This window comes from Xanthomonas sp. WCS2018Noco2-27 (assembly GCF_031843525.1).
Taxonomy (GTDB): domain Bacteria; phylum Pseudomonadota; class Gammaproteobacteria; order Xanthomonadales; family Xanthomonadaceae; genus Xanthomonas.
In genome coordinates this window covers 36,663-51,909 of record NZ_JAVTIK010000005.1, presented here as the reverse complement: position 1 = coordinate 51,909, position 15,247 = coordinate 36,663, and the positions used below count along the sequence as shown (strand labels likewise).

15 protein-coding genes and 1 other RNA gene are annotated in these 15,247 nt (G+C 64.9%); 3 read left to right on the top strand and 13 right to left on the bottom strand.

Annotation, left to right across the window (positions count from 1 at the left end; translation table 11 throughout):
- Positions 1-39: 39 nt before the first annotated feature.
- The 5 genes from RQH86_RS10670 to RQH86_RS10650 form a co-directional block, all read right to left on the bottom strand.
- Positions 40-567 carry a F0F1 ATP synthase subunit delta gene (locus tag RQH86_RS10670; RefSeq protein ID WP_055847999.1) on the bottom strand — a complete coding sequence of 176 codons (528 nt, stop codon included), beginning with the start codon at positions 565-567 and terminating at the stop codon, positions 40-42.
- A 3-nt stretch (positions 568-570) separates the two neighbouring features.
- Positions 571-1,041, bottom strand: coding sequence for a F0F1 ATP synthase subunit B (locus tag RQH86_RS10665; RefSeq protein ID WP_055847997.1), 471 nt, complete (start codon positions 1,039-1,041; stop codon positions 571-573).
- 113 nt (positions 1,042-1,154) lie between these two features.
- Entirely contained in the window at positions 1,155-1,457 is a 303-nt protein-coding gene (gene atpE / locus RQH86_RS10660) for a F0F1 ATP synthase subunit C (protein WP_002814105.1), read from the bottom strand.
- Between the two features lie 73 nt (positions 1,458-1,530).
- Positions 1,531-2,331 (bottom strand): F0F1 ATP synthase subunit A, encoded by an 801-nt coding sequence (gene atpB, locus RQH86_RS10655; RefSeq protein ID WP_005992073.1) that lies wholly within the window; start codon positions 2,329-2,331, stop codon positions 1,531-1,533.
- Between the two features lie 25 nt (positions 2,332-2,356).
- Positions 2,357-2,722, bottom strand: a complete 366-nt coding sequence (locus RQH86_RS10650; protein WP_074059361.1) for a hypothetical protein — start codon at positions 2,720-2,722, stop codon at positions 2,357-2,359.
- 634 nt (positions 2,723-3,356) lie between these two features.
- Here RQH86_RS10650 and RQH86_RS10645 point away from each other — a divergent pair.
- Positions 3,357-4,169: a hypothetical protein gene (locus RQH86_RS10645; protein ID WP_311238810.1), complete on the top strand. Its 813-nt coding sequence runs from the start codon at positions 3,357-3,359 to the stop codon at positions 4,167-4,169.
- A gap of 52 nt (positions 4,170-4,221) precedes the next feature.
- Here RQH86_RS10645 and RQH86_RS10640 read toward each other — a convergent pair whose 3' ends face one another.
- The gene (locus RQH86_RS10640) at positions 4,222-4,908 is read right to left on the bottom strand and encodes a DUF6624 domain-containing protein (RefSeq protein ID WP_311238811.1); all 687 of its coding nucleotides are present in this window, start codon (positions 4,906-4,908) and stop codon (positions 4,222-4,224) included.
- Positions 4,909-5,203: 295 nt separating this feature from the next.
- Between RQH86_RS10640 and RQH86_RS10635 the strand changes: the two genes are divergently transcribed.
- Positions 5,204-5,279: non-coding RNA, sX9 sRNA (locus RQH86_RS10635), on the top strand.
- A gap of 385 nt (positions 5,280-5,664) precedes the next feature.
- Here RQH86_RS10635 and RQH86_RS10630 read toward each other — a convergent pair.
- From RQH86_RS10630 to RQH86_RS10605, 6 genes are all read right to left on the bottom strand, one after another.
- Positions 5,665-6,942, bottom strand: a complete 1,278-nt coding sequence (locus tag RQH86_RS10630) for an amidohydrolase family protein (RefSeq protein WP_311238812.1) — start codon at positions 6,940-6,942, stop codon at positions 5,665-5,667.
- Between the two features lie 507 nt (positions 6,943-7,449).
- The gene (lpdA, locus tag RQH86_RS10625) at positions 7,450-9,279 is read right to left on the bottom strand and encodes a dihydrolipoyl dehydrogenase (protein ID WP_311238813.1); all 1,830 of its coding nucleotides are present in this window, start codon (positions 9,277-9,279) and stop codon (positions 7,450-7,452) included.
- Positions 9,280-9,295: 16 nt separating this feature from the next.
- The gene (locus tag RQH86_RS10620) at positions 9,296-9,943 is read right to left on the bottom strand and encodes a hypothetical protein (protein WP_115562941.1); all 648 of its coding nucleotides are present in this window, start codon (positions 9,941-9,943) and stop codon (positions 9,296-9,298) included.
- Positions 9,940-11,700: a dihydrolipoyllysine-residue acetyltransferase gene (locus tag RQH86_RS10615; protein WP_311238814.1), complete on the bottom strand. Its 1,761-nt coding sequence runs from the start codon at positions 11,698-11,700 to the stop codon at positions 9,940-9,942. Before RQH86_RS10615 ends, RQH86_RS10620 begins: the two co-directional genes overlap by 4 nt.
- A gap of 127 nt (positions 11,701-11,827) precedes the next feature.
- Positions 11,828-12,586 carry a DUF2884 family protein gene (locus RQH86_RS10610; RefSeq protein WP_311238815.1) on the bottom strand — a complete coding sequence of 253 codons (759 nt, stop codon included), beginning with the start codon at positions 12,584-12,586 and terminating at the stop codon, positions 11,828-11,830.
- Between the two features lie 185 nt (positions 12,587-12,771).
- Entirely contained in the window at positions 12,772-13,332 is a 561-nt protein-coding gene (locus RQH86_RS10605) for a DNA-deoxyinosine glycosylase (protein WP_311238816.1), read from the bottom strand.
- A 144-nt stretch (positions 13,333-13,476) separates the two neighbouring features.
- Between RQH86_RS10605 and RQH86_RS10600 the strand changes: the two genes are divergently transcribed.
- Positions 13,477-14,148, top strand: a complete 672-nt coding sequence (locus RQH86_RS10600) for an OmpW family outer membrane protein (protein WP_055847974.1) — start codon at positions 13,477-13,479, stop codon at positions 14,146-14,148.
- Positions 14,149-14,277: 129 nt separating this feature from the next.
- Here RQH86_RS10600 and RQH86_RS10595 read toward each other — a convergent pair whose 3' ends face one another.
- Positions 14,278-14,835, bottom strand: coding sequence for a DUF1453 domain-containing protein (locus tag RQH86_RS10595; protein WP_311238817.1), 558 nt, complete (start codon positions 14,833-14,835; stop codon positions 14,278-14,280).
- Positions 14,836-15,247: the final 412 nt, after the last annotated feature.

Here is a 15,247-nt window from a genome sequence, read left to right as displayed (position 1 = left end):
CCTAGGTGCCGGCCGCGAGGGCCATGCGTTTATGTGAATTCAGTGGGCGAGCGAGCTTTGCAGACGCGCGAGCTTGCCCTTCAGCGAGCCGTCGATGACCACGTCGCCGGTGTCGATCACCGCGCCGCCGATCAGCGATGCATCTACCGCGGTGGTGATGTCCACCTCGCGGCCAAAACGCTTCTTCAGTGCAGCGGCGATCGTGTCCAGCTCGGCCGGCGTCATCTCGGTGGCCGAGGTCACGGTCGCCTTGACGACATGTTCGGCCTCGGCACGCAGCTGTTCGTACAGCCCCGCCACTTCCGGCAACAGCGACAGCCGATGCGCATCGGCCAGCAGGCCGAGGAAACGCAGATAGTGTTCGCCAGCCTGCGGCGGCGCCAGCAACGTCACTGCCTGTTCCTGGCGCAGGGCCGGGTTGAGCAGCAGCGCAGCCACGCGTGGGTCGCCGGCCACCTGCGCCGAAAACGCCAGCGCATCGGACCAGGGCGCGAACGTGCCGCCCTCACGCGCGATTGCAAACGCGGCACGGCCGTAGGGACGGGCAAGTGTGAGGGCCTGACTCATCGGTTAAATCTCCGCCGCCAGCTCGTCGAGCAGCGCCTTGTGGGCGTTGGCATCGATTTCGCGCTTGAGCAGCTTCTCGGCGCCGCTGACCGCCAGCACCGAGATCTGCTTGCGCAGTTCTTCGCGGGCACGGGTGGCAGATGCGTCGATTTCGGTCTGGGCCAGATCCTTCTGACGGTTGGCTTCGGCAATCGCCTCGAGCTTGGCCGCTTCGATGATCTGATTGGCGCGCGCATGGGCCTGATCGATGATCTCGTTGGCCTTGGTGCGTGCGTCTTTCAGTGCTTCGTTGACCTTTTCCTGGGCCTGCGCCAGATCCTTCTGACTACGATCGGCGGCAGCCAGACCTTCAGCGATCTTTTGCTGACGCTCTTCGATCGCCTGCAGCAGCGGCGGCCAGATTTTGGTCGCGACGATCCAGATCAGACCGGCGAAGGCCAGCGCCTGGGCAAAGATGGTAAGGGTGATATCCATGGGTCGCTCAATCGCTGTTTAGGGGTGAAAGCGCCGCCGCAGTGGCGACGCTTTCCGACCTTCATCCGCGGGCGCAGCCGCACTGGCTGCATCCACATCCTGCTACCGCTGGATCAGCCGGCAGCCTGCGACAGACGCTCGATGAACACCTGGGCCAGCGGGTTGGCGAAGGCGAACAGCAGGCCGACGGCGACGCTGATGATGAACGCGGCGTCGATCAGGCCGGCGGTGATGAACATACGCACCTGCAGCACCGGAATCAGTTCCGGCTGGCGCGCGGCCGATTCCAGGAACTTGCCAGCCATGATGGCCAGACCGAGGCCGGCACCCAGCGCGGCCAGGCCGATCATGATGCCGACGGCGAGGACGGTGGAGCTCTGGACTTGAGCGAGGTTGGTCAGGACGGCGAGGTACATGGTGATCTCCGAACGAAAGTTTCTAAGGGTGATGGATGAATCGAGATGAAGCGTATGAAGGGTGTAGCGAAACTCAGTGACTGTCTTCCGCAAGGCTCAGATACACGATCGACAGCATCATGAAAATGAAGGCCTGCAGCGGAATCACCAACAGGTGGAACAGCATCCAGCCAAGGCCGAATACGCCGCCAGCGACCATGCCGGCGATGCCCGCACCGCCCAGCACCCAGATCAGCAGGAAGACGATCTCGCCGCCGAACATGTTGCCGAACAGTCGCATCGCCAACGAAATCGGCTTGCTCAGCCACTCGACGATGTTCAAAAGCAGGTTGAACGGCATCATCCATTTGCCGAACGGAGCCGTCAGGAATTCCTTGGTCATGCCGCCAACGCCCTTGGAGCGCAGCGAGAAGACGATCATCAGGAAGAACACGCTGATCGACATGCCCAAGGTGGCATTGACGTCGGCGGTGGGCACCGGCTTCCAAGCGTGGATGCCTGCCCAACCCAGCGGAATGGCGATGAAATCGGCCGGAACCATCTTGATGAGATTCATCAACAGGATCCAGAAGAAGATGGTGATCGCGATCGGCGTCACCAGCTTGCTGCTGCCGTGATAGGTGTCCTTGGCCTGCCGGTCGACGAACTCCAGGCAGATTTCCACGAATGCCTGCCACTTGCCCGGCACGCCGGCCGTGGCATTGCGGGTCGCCGTCCAGAACGCCAGCACCATGACCAGGCCCATCAACACGGCCATGACCAGGGTATCGACGTGGATGGTCCAAAACGTGCCGCCACCCTCGCGAACCGGATAGATCAGGTTCTGCAAGTGATGCTGGATATAGGAGGTAGGTGTTGCTGCCTCGCCCGCCATGTGTCTGGAGCCCTTTAAGTTCGAATCAACGCCTGGCCAGAGCCAGAACCTGAAAAATCAACCCGATGGCGATACCTGCCAACAGAGCCAGAGGAGGCAACCGCCACAGGGCAAAGCCCAGCGACAACGCCGCAAATACCAACACCCACTTCAGCACCATCGCCAGCACCAACCGCACCATCGCGATGCCGGCTGCCTGGATGCCGCCGCCGAGCGCGGTGCGTGCCGCAACCCAACCGCCCAGCACCGTCGCAAACCCGGTCAATGCCAGACCGGCAGAGTAACGGGGACCGACCAACAGCAACCCCAGACTGGTTATAGCTACAGCAGCAAGCGGATATACCGCAGCGCGCAGCATCAACCGCCGACCCGCGTCAACGGAGTTCAGCACTACGATTACCTTACGTGTGAATGAGGGGGGAAGCGCAGTTGCGCCTCGTCGAGCCGCGAAAGTATAGCAATGGGACAAATTGCGAGACAACCGGCAGAAGTCATTCGCTGCTGCAATGCACCAAGCATGCGTCGTGGCGGCGGGTGGGAACTTTGCCACAAACCGGCGGTCAGAACCTGCGAGGCCTGCACATCCTCGTCGAAAGGTACCGCCGCAGGTCGCGTATGGGAGCCCTGGGAGACCGGGGCTCCCGCTTTATTACGCATTTTGTCGCACCCTGACACTTTCCCATCCGCGGTCCAATCCGCCGCACTGCACGATATTTCGATCTGTGCAGTGACTGGGTTCGGGGCACAGCAGCGTGTGAAACGTCATCCGCTGCGCAGTTGGCGGGCATGACCGTACTCGATGGTATGCGCTGCGACACATTTTGCGCGGTTCGTCTTCAACCCTGGATTTGCCGCGCCCTGCGCGCGATGCCCATGCCTGTTGAACCTGCGGACCGTTTTGTCCGATTGCTATATCGGCCTTCACGCGTGTGCGACGATTTCTTCACTTTTGAAAGACGCCGCCTTATCGATAGTGCGCGCCACTGGCCCATCGGCCTGACCATTCCAAGATTACGGAGCTCCCCATGAAACACCTCCTTGCACTGGCGATCCCGTGCGTTCTGGCCGTCGCCTACGTCGCCCCCGCGCACGCCGAAGATACCGATGACCGCTTCCAGATTCGCCTCGGTGCGATGAACGTGGACAACGACAACACCATCCGTGGCAACACGCTTGTGGCAGGCAACAATGTGTCGGTCAACGAAGATTTCAAGCTGGGCGGCAAGGAATGGGAGCCGCGCGTCGATGGCGTGTTCCGTATCAGCACCCGTCAGCGCCTGATCTTCGATTACTTCAAGTACGACAAGGATCGCCGCGAGACCCTGACCCAGGATCTGAGCGCCGGTGGCGTGACCGTGCCGACCGGTAGCTTCATCAAGGGTGAGCTGAAGTATCAGGTCGCGACCCTCGTGTACGACTACTCGGTGATCGATTCGCCGGAATTCAGCCTGGGCCTGCAGATCGGTGCCGAATACGCCAAGGTCGAAGCCAATGCGTATGCCGATCTGGGCAGCGTGTTCTCCGGCGATGTGCTGGACGAGAAGGCCGATGGCGTTGCGCCGGTGGTTGGCGTCCGCTTCACCGCGCGTCCGAGCGAGCATTGGCTGTTCAACGTGCAGGGCCAGTACCTCAACACCAGCTGGGGCAACTTCGACGACTACGAGGGCGACCTGAGCCGCGCCAACGCGATTGCCGAATACCGCTTCACCAAGAACTTCGGCATCTTCGCCGGCTACGACTGGTTCAAGCTCGATGTCGACCAGCGCGGCAGCGATGGCCTGATCGGCCTGAAGCAGGAGTTCAAGGGCCCGGTGGCAGGCGTGACGTTCGCGTTCTGATCTGCGCCACTGTTGCAAGCGAACGGCCCGCTTTGTGCGGGCCGTTTGCGTTTCAGCTGCCAGGCGGCGTCGACGGCACCGGGAACAGCTGGGTGGCCACGCACACGTAGTCGGCCAGCGGCATCTCGTCCATGCCGGCGCGCAGTACGTCCACCTGCGCCGGATCGGCGATCGGCTTGGATACCCAACGTCCCTGCTCTGGGACCAGTTGGCTGCCGTAACGCTGCGGCTTGCCGTTCGCGATGAGCACGCGATCGGTGAGCAACACCAGTTGGTGCGCCGACACCTCGCCACCGCGTGCGCCGTGCCGGGTCAGCGTGCCCAGCACGCGCTCCTGCAAGGCCGGATCGGCGTCGGCATGCTGCACCAGCAGCCAGGCGGCGGCCACGCCGTCGCGTCCGACCTGCGCCACGCTGGGCAAACCATCGTGTCCGGCGACGATGCGACGCATCTGCGGCAGATGCTCGGCGTCCATCGCCACCATCTTGCCCATCGCTTCCTGCGACCAGTCACCGTTGCGGACCTGTTGATCCAGGTGCTCCATCTCCAGCAACCGCGCGCGCAATGCGGGGTCGCTGGGAGTCGCCGTCGCCTCGGCAAGGGTAGCCGTCGCGGCATCCGCCTTGGCCTGCTCCTGCGCGCGCACGAACGCCGCCGCACTTGGGCATTTGGCCAGCGCCGCCGCCATCTCCGGATCGTCCTGCGTGGACGCAGCTGCGGCGGTCACCGTCGCGAGCATGCAGCTCATCCCTATTCCGAGCACGGCCTTGCGCATCGATCGACACTCCGTGTGATGGACTGCGTGGCCGGACATCCGGACAGCTTCCACCTGCAGCATGCCCACGCCACGATGCCTCGTGCAAGACGGGGCGACGGGGTCTTGCAGCGGCTGAGCGGCGGACGCCTGCGCTGTTGGCAGCGTGCGCAGACGTGGCCGCTCGCAGGGATGTCGTCCACATCTGGTTCCGAGTAAGGGCGGCTAACAACACGACTGCGCTCACCGCCATGCGGGGGCGGCCGGTGCGCGCTGCGGCATGGACCACGCGTTCACTCCGGTTCGTCCGCGTCGTCCATACCCACCTGACGACTGCTGGCTACATCCTGTTAGCCGCTCTGGGGCGCGGTTACGTAGCCACGCCATCGGCCGGCTTGTACCGCCATACCCACCTGACGACTGCTGGCTACGTCCTGTTAGCCGCTCTGGGGCGCGGTTGCGCAGCCACACCATCGGCCGGCTTGTGCCGCCATACCCCCCTGACGACTGCTGGCTACGTCCTGCTAACCGCTCTGGGGCGCGGTTGCGCAGCCACGCCATCGGCCGGCTTGTACCGCCCATGCCGCCCTTGCCTGCCGAAGTGCGGTTCTGCGTGCTCTTTCCAGTTCCGATCGCGTTGCCACGCGGCTCGGTGAGTCCCTTGTCGATCAGCGCACCAATGGCGCGCGCAGCGTCAACCAGCGGCATGCTGCAGCTACGCACCGGCGAGCGCCAGGGTGCTCACTCGGCGACGCGTTCGCCGCCCTTGATCACGCCCTCTACCTGCCGCAGCACGGTGACGTCCTGCAGCGGATCGCCACTGACCGCAATCAGATCGGCGTAGCGGCCCGGGGCGATGGCGCCGACGTCACTGCTGCGCCCCAGGGCCTCGGCTGCATCCACGGTGGCGGCGCGGATCGCCTCCAACGGCGTCATGCCCCACTCCACCATCTTGGCGAACTGGCGGGCGTTTTCGCCGTTGGGATACACGCCGCCATCGCTGCCGAACACCAGCTTCACTCCGGCTGCGTGCGCGGCGCGGAAGGTCTCACGCTGCTTGCGCCCGATCTGGCGCTCCTTTTCCAGCGATTCGGCGAACAGGCCGTTCTTTTCGCCCTCGGCCAGAATATAGTCGTCGTTGTAGATGTCCATCGAAAACCAGGTGCCGTGTGCCTTGGCCAGCTTGAAGGACTCCGCATCGGCCAGGCTGGCGTGCTCGATGGTGTCGGCACCGGCGCGGATCGCATCGTTGATGCCGGCGGTGCCATGCGCGTGCACGGCGACCTTCAGGCCCAACCGGTGCGCTTCGTCCACCAGCGCGCGCATTTCCTCCAGGCTGTATTGCTGCCCGCCGACGCTGTCAGTCTTGGACAGCACTCCGCCGGTACCGCAGAACTTGATCACTTCTGCGCCGTATTTGCGCAGCGTCCGCACCGCGGCGCGGATCGCGTCCGGACCATCGGCGACACCGGGGCCGCTGACCTTGACCGAGGGCGGGAATTCGGTGGCATCGCAGTGGCCACCGGTTGCGCCGATGCCGTAGGTCGCCGGCACGATGCGCGGGCCGGGCACGGTGCCGCGCTCGATCGCCTGTTTGAGCGCGACATCGTCGTAGTTGAGCGAACCGACATTGCGCACCGTGGTGAAGCCTGCGCGCAGCGTTTTTGCGGCATTGGCCACACCGACCACGGTCCAGAAATTGTCGGTGTACTCCAGGCCCTTATAGCCGCCCAGGGTGGGGTCCACGGTGAGATGCACATGCATGTCGATCAACCCCGGCAGCAGCGTGCGCTCGCCCAGATCGATGCGCTGCGCATCGGCCGGCAGCGGATCGCCCTGCCGACCGACGCGGGTGATACGGCCGGCGGCCACTTCAATCTGCGGTTTGTCCACATAGCGGCCGGTCTGCACGTCCAGCAGGCGCGCGGCGGTGATCACGGTGGTCTGTGCGTACGCACACAGCGAGGCACACAGGCAGCCAGCAGCGGCGAGCAGCGCCGGCAAACGCATCTTCGACATCGGGGTCGTCCCTGAGCTGCGAACGGCGTGTCCGCGACCCGATGGTGCAAGCGCGCTGCGGGCTGTGCAAGCGCCATGGAGATCGCACTGTGGCAATGCCATGCGCGGCGGCGTCAGCCCTGCCTAGCGCGCGCAATGCACGGGCGCCACGCGCACAGACTGGAGGCTGCCGGATGACCTGCGAAATCCGCTAGCAGGGGTCAGCATTGTCGACGCATGCGATCGAGTGCAGCCGCCAAGCCTGGTCGCCACATGCGGCTGCGTACCACGCTGGAAACCGCGGAAAAATCCGCGCGTGCGCAGTAGCACCGCATGCACTTGACGCCTACCACACGCATGGCACCGCAACGGCAACGGCAACTGCAACTGCAACTGCAACTGCAACTGCAACGGCACCGGCACCGGCACCGGCAACGACCACAACAAAAGCAATCACGCGGACTGATCCCCATCACGACAACGCCCCGCACAAGGCGGGGCGTTGCTGACAGCAGCCGAGGCGAGCCGTTACTTTTTCTTCGGGATGTACAGATCGGTGATGGTGCCGTCGTACACCTCGGCCGCCATGCCGACCGATTCGCTCAGGGTCGGATGGGCGTGGATGGTGTGGCCGATGTCTTCAGCTTCGGCGCCCATCTCGATGGCCAGGCCAATCTCGGCCAACAGGTCACCGGCATGCACGCCGACGATTGCGCCACCGATGATGCGGTGGGTGTCTTCGTCGAAGATCAGCTTGGTGAAGCCTTCGGTGCGGCCGATGCCGATCGCGCGGCCACTGGCGGCCCACGGGAACTTGGCCACGCCGACCTTCAGGCCCTTGGCCTTGGCTTCGTTCTCGGTAACGCCGACCCAGGCGATTTCCGGGTTGGTGTACGCCACCGACGGAATCACCCGCGCCACCCATTCCTTCTTCTCGCCGGCAGCCACTTCAGCGGCCAGCTTGCCTTCGTGGGTGGCCTTGTGCGCCAGCATCGGGTTACCGACGATGTCGCCGATCGCGAAGATGTGCGGCACGTTGGTGCGCATCTGCCGGTCCACCGGAATGAAGCCGCGCTCGGTGACGGTGACGCCCGCCTTCTCCGCGCCGATCTTCTTGCCGTTGGGCGAGCGGCCCACGGCCACCAGCACGCGATCGAAGGCAGTCGCCTGCAGGCCGGGCTTCTCGCCCTCCACGGCCGCTTCGAAGGACACGGTGATGCCGCTCTTGTCGGCCTTCACGTCGGTAGCCTTGGTCTTGAGATGGACCTCGACGCCCTGCTTCTTCAGGCGATCGGCCAGCGGCTTGACCAGGTCCTTGTCGGCGCCCGGCATCAGCTGATCCATGAACTCGACCACGGTGACCTTGCTGCCCAACGCGCTGTACACCGTGGCCATTTCCAGGCCGATGATGCCGCCGCCAACCACCAGCAGGGTCTTGGGAATATCGTGCAGCTCCAGCGCGTCGGTGGAGTCCATCACGCGCTTGTCGTCCCACGGGAAGTTGGGCAACTTCACCGCCTGCGACCCGGCGGCGATGACGCAATGCTCGAAGCGCAGCAGCTGCGTCTTGCCGTCGTCGCCGACGATCTCCAACTCGTTGGGCGAGACGAAACTGGCCACACCGGTGACGGTGCGCACCTTGCGCTGCTTGGCCATGCTGGCCAGGCCGCCGGTGAGCTTGCCGACCACTTTTTCTTTGTACTCGCGCAGCTTGTCCAGGGTGATCTTGGGCTGGCCGAAATCCACGCCGAAATCGCCGGCATGGGCCACTTCGTCGATCACCGCGGCGGCATGCAGCAGCGCCTTGGACGGGATGCAGCCGACGTTGAGGCAGACGCCGCCGAGGCTGGCGTAGCGCTCGATCAGCACCGTGTCCAGGCCCAGGTCGGCAGCGCGGAACGCGGCGGTATAGCCGCCGGGGCCGGCGCCGAGCACCACCATCTTGCAGTCGATGTCCGCGGTCCTGCCGCTGGCCAGCGCCGGCTTGGGCGCTGCCGGCTCGGCCGGGGCGCGATGCGACGGCGTCACCGGCGGCTTGCTGCCGGGTGCGGCGGCCGCAGGAGCTGCAGGCGCGGCGGCCTTGGTCTCGGCCTTGGCGGGCGCAGGCGCGGCGGCCTCGCCTTCGGTTTCCAGCAGCAGCACTACGGCGCCTTCGGACAGGTTGTCGCCAATCTTGACCTTGAGCTCTTTGACCACACCGGCGGCCGAGGACGGCACTTCCAGCGTGGCCTTGTCCGATTCCAGCGTGACCAGGCCCTGGTCCTTGGCCACGCGGTCGCCCACGGCGACCAGCACTTCGATGACGGGGACATCGCTGTAATCGCCGATGTCAGGAACCTTGATTTCAATGACCGCCATTTGCTTCTCCTGTGGCTTAACCGGCCGTGCCGGCAAGCGTCTGCTGGAGTTCATCCAGCGACGATTCGATTTGGGTCCAGCGCTTGTCGCGCTTCTTTTCCTTGCCGTCGCTGGCTTCGATCAGCAGCGCGGCCTGTTGCAGCAGCAGTTCGCCAGCGCCGCAGCTCGGGCGCGTGCCGCTGTAGCGCACGCCCTCAACCTGGAACGACAGCACCTCGCCCTCGGTCACCGGCGCGGTGCGTCCGCTCGGTGCCAGCTGGGTCAAGGCCGCGGTCCAGTTGCTGACCAGCCGTTTGGCCAACGCCGCCGGAATCGGGATCTCGACCGTTTCAGGCGTCTGCTCGGTGCGGAACTGCACACTGCCGCGATCGCTCTGGCTGACCCAGCTGTAGACGCGCTCGTCGGCGCGGCTGTGGCGCAGGGTCCAGTCGGCGCCGTCCTTACCCGGCACCAGCGACACGCCGCTTTCCACGCCACGTGTGGGCAGGGTCAGCAACGACAATGCCGGCTTGTTGCCGCCGTCGAGCAGCGTGCTCACCGCGGTGCCGTAGTTGCCCACGGCCGGTGGCCAGCCGCGCCCCAGCGTGCTGTCGCACTCGCGTGCCACCGCGCAGGTCCAAGGCAACACGCCGAGCACGGCGATCGTCAGCAGTGCAGTCCTCACAGCAGGACGCGACGCATGTCGGCCAGCACCTGGCTGAGGTAGGTGGTGAAGCGCGCCGCCAGCGCGCCGTCGATGACGCGGTGGTCGTAGCTCAGCGACAACGGCAGCATCAACGTCGGCACGAACTCCTTGCCGTTCCAGACCGGCTGCATCGCCGACTTGGACACGCCCAGGATCGCCACTTCCGGCGCATTAATGATCGGCGTAAACGCGGTGCCGCCGATGCCGCCGAGCGAGCTGATCGAGAAGCAGCCACCGCTCATGTCGGCCGGGCCCAGCTTGCCGTCGCGCGCCTTCTTGGCCAGCTCGCCACTTTCCTGGGCGATCTGCAGCACGCCCTTCTTGTCGACGTCGCGGATCACCGGCACCACCAACCCATTCGGCGTATCGGCGGCAAACCCGATGTTGATGTACTTCTTCAGCGTGAGGTTTTCGCCAGCCGCATCGAGCGAGGCGTTGAACTCGGGGAACTTCTTCAGCGCCGCAGCGCTGGCCTTGACCAGGAAGGCGAGCATGGTCAGCTTGATGCCGGCCTTCTCGTTTTCCTTGTTCAACGCCACGCGCAGGGCTTCCAGGTCGGTGATGTCGGCCGATTCGAACTGGGTGACGTGCGGAATCATGGCCCAGTTGCGCGCCAGGTTGGCACCGGAAATCTTCTTGATGCGCGACAGCGGCTGGGTTTCGGTCTCGCCGAACTTGCTGAAGTCCACCTTCGGCCAGGCCAGCAGGTTCAGGCCGTTGCCACCACCGGCCGGTGCGGCACCGGCTGCGGCAGGCACACCACCGGTGAGCGCAGCCTTGACGAAGCGCTGCACGTCTTCACGGGTAATGCGGCCGCCCTTTTCGCTGCCCTTGAGCTGGTTCAGATCCACGCCCAGCTGGCGTGCGAACACGCGCACCACCGGGCTGGCATAGGCCACCTTGGACGGCAGCACGCTGTCGGCGTCGAAGGTCACCGGCGGGCTGCTCGGGTTGCCGGCCGATGGCTGGCTGCCTTGCGAGGCGTCGCTGGAACGTGCGCCCTGCACCTGCGCAATCTCGCGCTGGGCCAGCTTGTCCGGCTCGGCCGACACCGCGACCGGCTCGACCTTGCCGGCAGTTTCGGCGGTGTCGGTGGTGGGTTTGGCCGGAGATTGCGCCGCACCGGCGCCGCCATCGCTGGCAGCGATGATCGCCACCACATTGCCCTGCGACAGCGTGTCGCCGACCTTGACCTTGAGCTCCTTGACCACGCCGGCGGCCGAGGACGGCACTTCCATCGTGGCCTTGTCCGATTCCAGCGTGACCAGGCTCTGGTCCTTGGCGACGGTATCGCCGACAGCGACCAGCACTTCGATCACCGGGATGTCGGTGTAGTCGCCGATATCGGGCACGCGCGCTTCGACCAGACCGCCTTCGGCGGCAGGTGCAGCTTGCGCGGCCTTGGCAGCAGGTGCCGGTGCAGCAGCGGGCGCAGCCTTGGCCGGAGCAGCAGGAGCAGCAGCGGCGGGCTTCGCCGCAGTCTCGGCGCCGGCATCGGCGACTTCGATCAGCGCCACCAGGGCGCCCTGCGACAGCGAATCGCCGACCTTGACCTTGATCTCCTTGACCACGCCGGACACCGACGAGGGCACTTCCATCGTGGCCTTGTCCGATTCCAGCGTGACCAGGCTCTGGTCCTTGCTGACCGTATCGCCGACCGACACCAGCACCTCGATTACCGGGACGTCGCTGTAGTCACCGATATCGGGGACAAGTGCTTCCTTGATTTCGGCCATACGGGGAACTCCGGCAACAGATGGGGAAACCCCTATTGTGGCCGGCCACGGGCCGCAGCGCCAACCATTGGCGTCGAAAAAATCGCACAGCCCGCAGGATGCAGCGTCCGCGCACGCAGGTGCATGCTTATTTCGAGGCGCGTCGATCCACCTGCAACAGTTGCAGTGGCGCGCCCGAAGGCAAACGATACGCCAGCGCATTGTCCAGCCCATCCAGCGCTTCGACGCGGTCACACAAGCGCTGCGCACGCGGGCGCAATGCACGCGCCTGCGGCTCGACCAGACGCTCGATGCGCGCTTCCAGCCCATCGAGCGAACGCAGCTGCATATCGTTGCCGGTGAGCCCGGATTGCACCGCACCGGCGATCACATCGCCGATCAACTGCGGCAATACCTCGGCGACCAGCGCGCCGATGTCGTCGTCGATATTCACGGGCGTGAGCTGGCTTTTGCTGAAGCTCTGCTTCAAGCGCAGATCGATCTTTTCGCGCACGCTGGCCAGCTGCGCGCGGGTCGCCTCGGGACTGCGGCTGAACCCGGCCGCCACTTCGCCGAGCGCGGTGACCGCGATGTCGGCGGCCTCACGCCCGACCTCCTGCGCCAGCGGCACCACCTCACGGGTCTGCCGCTCGAACTGGATCAGGCGGGTACGGTCGTCTGCACTCAGCGTCACCCAGCGATCGTCGACGAACAACGCGCCCTGGCGCATCACCAGGCGCTGCGGCGTCCCGGCGTTACGAATCAGGATGAGGCTGCGCGGATTGAGCGTGAGGTCGTAATCGCTGCTGACATCGCACTGCATCTCGTCGGCAAGCGCCACATCTGCGGCAGTGAGCATGCCCAGTGCGAGCGTTGCCGCCATCGTGACTGCATGTCTGATCGTCATCGCGGTGCTCCTTCCTGTGCTGCCTGCACTGTGCGGCCACGCGCTGCGGGCTGCCTGTGCCGGACGCTGGCATGACTTATGGCGGCAGCTGGCGACGTGCTGGTTGCATGCGCACGCGCTGACGGGCGCGCATTGCGCAGACACGCATCATCGTCGGCGATTCATTGACGTGGGCCAGGGCCGCATCAGTCCAGCACATCGCGCACCGGTTGCCATGCGGCGCACAAACGCGGCAACGACCAGGCGGCGTTGGCCGGACTGGTGGACGGCAAGGCCAGCAGCGGTACGTTGCACGCGTCCTGCGACAACAGCGGCTGTACATGGCGATGCCAGGCCTGCGCCGCCGCGGCGCCATTGCAGGCCACCATGCGCAGCTGCGGCAAACCTGCCAGCAAAGCAGGTAGCGGATTGACCACGACACTGTCTGCGACGATCGCAGCGTCCAGGCTGCCGCGACGCGCGCATTGGCCGATCACATCCCATAACCCGACACCCTGTGCGTTCAACGCCTGCATGCGTGCGGCATATGTGGCGGCAGCATCAATACCCAAGAGGGCATGCATCACTGGCCAGAACCGATTGCGTGGATGCGCGTAATAGCGGCCTGCCTCCAACGAGGCGATACCTGGCATCGAGCCGAGTACCAAGACACGGCAATCGTTAGGAATGTGCGCTGGCAAGCCGTCACGCACGGCGTTTTTCGTCACGGCAATCGCATCTGCGTGAATGTCTTTTTCAGCTTGCATGTCGCAACCACGGCCTTCTTGGGAAAGTTCCTGAACAAACGAAATTTTAGCGAGTCGCAGGTGGGCGTGGATTCAGATTTTCAGGAATAGCTTTGGCGCGGCCCACTCCACGGGCCTAACAAAAATTATGCGAGGAGACCCCCAATGCGTGCCATTTCCATCCTGAGCCTGGCTGCTGTATCCGCACTTGCGATTGCACCGTCCGCGTTCGCGCAGGACACCACCTACACCGGCGATACCTCCTCGACTTCCACCAGCGCTGAGAGCGCGTCCGGCAAGCATTGGGCAGTGGTCGGCGGCGTCGCCTTGATCAAGCCGAAGAACGATCCGGCTCCGGGCCTGGACGTCGATGGCGGCCCGGCACCGACGCTGAGCGCCAGCTACTACATCAACGACAACTGGGCTGTTGAAGTGTGGGGCGCTGCCGACAAGTTCAATCACCGCGTCAACGCCGATGGCGTGGGCAAGGTGGGCACCGTCGAGCAGCAGCCGATCGCCATCAGCGGCCAGTACCACTTCGGCCAGGCCGACAACGTGTTCCGTCCGTTCGTGGGCGTGGGCTACTACGAGTCGAATTTCAGCAACGAGAAGATCGATGCGGCGTCGACCACCGGTCAGCACGTTGGCCTGGATACTGCCAAGGGCGTGATCGGCACCGTCGGTGTTGACATGAACATCAACTCCACATGGTTCGCACGTGCCGACGCCCGCTACATGCGTTCGCGTCCGGAACTGCGTGTCGGCGGCCAGGGCACCGGCAGCGAGCTGGAACTGGATCCGTGGACCGTTGGCTTCGGTGTCGGCGCGCGCTTCTAAGCACGTCGCGACACGTAACGTCTGAGTCGAAAAAACGGGCCGCAAGGCCCGTTTTTTTATGTCCAACATCCACGTGCGCCAGCCTGGATCGACGCATTCGGCATTGCTGGCTGGCGTGCGCGTCGCACTTCAACGCCAGTAGACGCTGCCACGCAACCGCGCGGCGCGCCAACGCCACCACAGCAAGGTGGCGTAAGCCAGTGCATAGCCAAGCAGTACGCCGGCGGCGCCCAACAGGCTGGCGTGGCTGAGCCAGCCATCGACCGGCCACGCCACGCCCTGCCAGGCACTGCGCCAGCCCTGCACCATGCCGGCGATCACCCGCACCACCACCAGCGCCGTCAATGCCAGCACCAGCCAGAGATTGGGTCGATAGAACAACCCTTGGCCGGTGCGCTCGAAGCGGGTCAGGCGCAAGGCCAGCACACCCAGCGCCAGCCCGCAGGCCCAACCGAAGGCGGCATGACGGATGGAACCCGGCCAGAATGCCGCAGCGATCGCGGTAAAAATGACGAACAACACGCTGGAAAGCGCCGCTGAGGCCAGGTTGATCATCAACAACCAGCCACGCGCCTGACGCCGCGCAGTACCGACACGAAAACGTTGCAGCAGCGATAACGGAAACAGCACCGCGAACACCGCCAGGGCGATGATCACGGCCAGCGGGATGGCAAGAAGCAGGGGCATCGCGTCAATGGCCGAAGAAGATGGCCGACCACGCTACTACGCCTGCGTCAGGCGCGCGTGTTCGGCGCTGCACGCGCAATCGGCCGCGTACGCTTGCGCGCTTCTACTTGGCAGCGCGCGGCGTAATGAGTGGCTGGGTGGGCGGTCTGCGCCCGCATCGCACTGCATGGATTCGCAAGCGTCAGACGCCCCATCTCGGCAGCATCGCATGCGGTACCGAGGGCATCGCTGCGGAGTGGGTGCGGTTGCAGGGAATGCGCAGTCCGCGCCCCGCATCGGCAGCACGCGCGCACGAATGGCTCAAGGATGAGCGACAACCGTCGCCACAGTGCCGAGCTCCGTTTTGAGGCTCGCGCGTTGTCGTTGAGCTCCGTCAAACCGCCAAGGCAGCATCGCATGCGGTGCCGAGGGC

Bases quoted from the DNA above. Each gene is read 5' to 3' on its own strand.
- RQH86_RS10670 (WP_055847999.1), bottom strand. From the start codon at position 567: ATGAGTCAGGCCCTCACACTTGCCCGTCCCTACGGCCGTGCCGCGTTT.
- RQH86_RS10665 (WP_055847997.1), bottom strand. From the start codon at position 1,041: ATGGATATCACCCTTACCATCTTTGCCCAGGCGCTGGCCTTCGCCGGT.
- atpE (WP_002814105.1), bottom strand. From the start codon at position 1,457: ATGTACCTCGCCGTCCTGACCAACCTCGCTCAAGTCCAGAGCTCCACC.
- atpB (WP_005992073.1), bottom strand. From the start codon at position 2,331: ATGGCGGGCGAGGCAGCAACACCTACCTCCTATATCCAGCATCACTTG.
- RQH86_RS10645 (WP_311238810.1), top strand. From the start codon at position 3,357: ATGAAACACCTCCTTGCACTGGCGATCCCGTGCGTTCTGGCCGTCGCC.
- RQH86_RS10640 (WP_311238811.1), bottom strand. From the start codon at position 4,908: ATGCTCGCGACGGTGACCGCCGCAGCTGCGTCCACGCAGGACGATCCG.
- RQH86_RS10630 (WP_311238812.1), bottom strand. From the start codon at position 6,942: ATGTCGAAGATGCGTTTGCCGGCGCTGCTCGCCGCTGCTGGCTGCCTG.
- lpdA (WP_311238813.1), bottom strand. From the start codon at position 9,279: ATGGCGGTCATTGAAATCAAGGTTCCTGACATCGGCGATTACAGCGAT.
- RQH86_RS10615 (WP_311238814.1), bottom strand. From the start codon at position 11,700: ATGGCCGAAATCAAGGAAGCACTTGTCCCCGATATCGGTGACTACAGC.
- RQH86_RS10610 (WP_311238815.1), bottom strand. From the start codon at position 12,586: ATGACGATCAGACATGCAGTCACGATGGCGGCAACGCTCGCACTGGGC.
- RQH86_RS10605 (WP_311238816.1), bottom strand. From the start codon at position 13,332: ATGCAAGCTGAAAAAGACATTCACGCAGATGCGATTGCCGTGACGAAA.
- RQH86_RS10600 (WP_055847974.1), top strand. From the start codon at position 13,477: ATGCGTGCCATTTCCATCCTGAGCCTGGCTGCTGTATCCGCACTTGCG.
- RQH86_RS10595 (WP_311238817.1), bottom strand. From the start codon at position 14,835: ATGCCCCTGCTTCTTGCCATCCCGCTGGCCGTGATCATCGCCCTGGCG.